We start from the raw sequence: 973 nt of genomic DNA on the forward strand, positions 1-973 counted from the left end.
CAGGATGTGGCCCCGGTCATGCCCGTGGGTGTGCCCAGGTTGGCATAGGCGTTGGGGATAAGCGCGAGGGAGGTGGAAGTGTTGGGGGCGAGCGTGTCCATAGGAATGGCTCCGGGCTATTGGGTGGGAAGCAGGACGATTTCGACCTGTCCCGGAACCCAGGTGGAGGTGGCGAGCGTGATGGCCGGGTTCGTGGCGGAACTCGCGACATAGGATCCGCCCGTGCCGCCCAGGCCTCCGGCATAACCATAGCCGTTGGTGCTGGTGATGACCTGGGTGGTGCCGGAACCGCCGCCGCCACCGCTGTAGCCGCCACCGCCGCCGCCGCCCGCGCCGGCGCCCTTGCCCGCCCCGCCGCCGCCGCCGCCGCCAAAGGCGCCGGCACCCGCGACCGCAGAACCGTTAGTGGCGCCGGCCCCGCCGGCATAATTGGCGCCGCCCGCGCCACCGGAGCCGGAGCCGGCGGTGCCCGAACCGGAGACCCCACCGCCGCCGCCGCCGCCATTGCCGCCGCCGCCATTGCCGCCGCCGCCGTTCGTGCCGCCCGCCCCGCCGCCCGCCCCGCCGCCGGCGGTCCCCGATGTCGTCGTCGTGGCAGCGACCTTCACATTGATCGCCGCCCCGCCGCCGCCGCCGCCGCCAGCCACGAGCAGGGGCGTATTGTCGGCGGCCAGGACGAAGCTGCCGCCGCCGCCGCCGCCGCCCGATACGCTTTGTGGGTTATTGGTGCTGCCGGTCAGCCACGGCTGCCCCTGGCCGCCCAAGCCGCCAACGATGATATGCAGTTGGTCGTTCGCGTTAAGGTGGAACGTGCCCATCGCTGTCGCGGCCGAATTGGGATATTTGGCTGTGGAACTGAAGCCACCGCTTCCGCCGACGGCAGTGATCTGATAGTCGCCGGTTACAGGGACTGTCCAGTTCGTTTGAGTGCCGCTGTAACTAAACAGCACATCAATTGTTTGAGCTGGACTGC

At 70.2% G+C, this 973-nt stretch carries 1 protein-coding gene; it reads right to left on the reverse strand.

All coding sequences use genetic code 11. The features are described 5' to 3' along the window. Positions 1-116: 116 nt before the first annotated feature. Positions 117-818: a hypothetical protein gene (locus I55_RS37415; protein WP_049974558.1), complete on the reverse strand. Its 702-nt coding sequence runs from the start codon at positions 816-818 to the stop codon at positions 117-119. Between the last annotated feature and the right edge of the window lie 155 nt (positions 819-973).

Source organism: Azospirillum sp. B4 (genome assembly GCF_000333275.1).
In the GTDB taxonomy this organism is placed as follows: Bacteria; Pseudomonadota; Alphaproteobacteria; order Azospirillales; family Azospirillaceae; genus Nitrospirillum.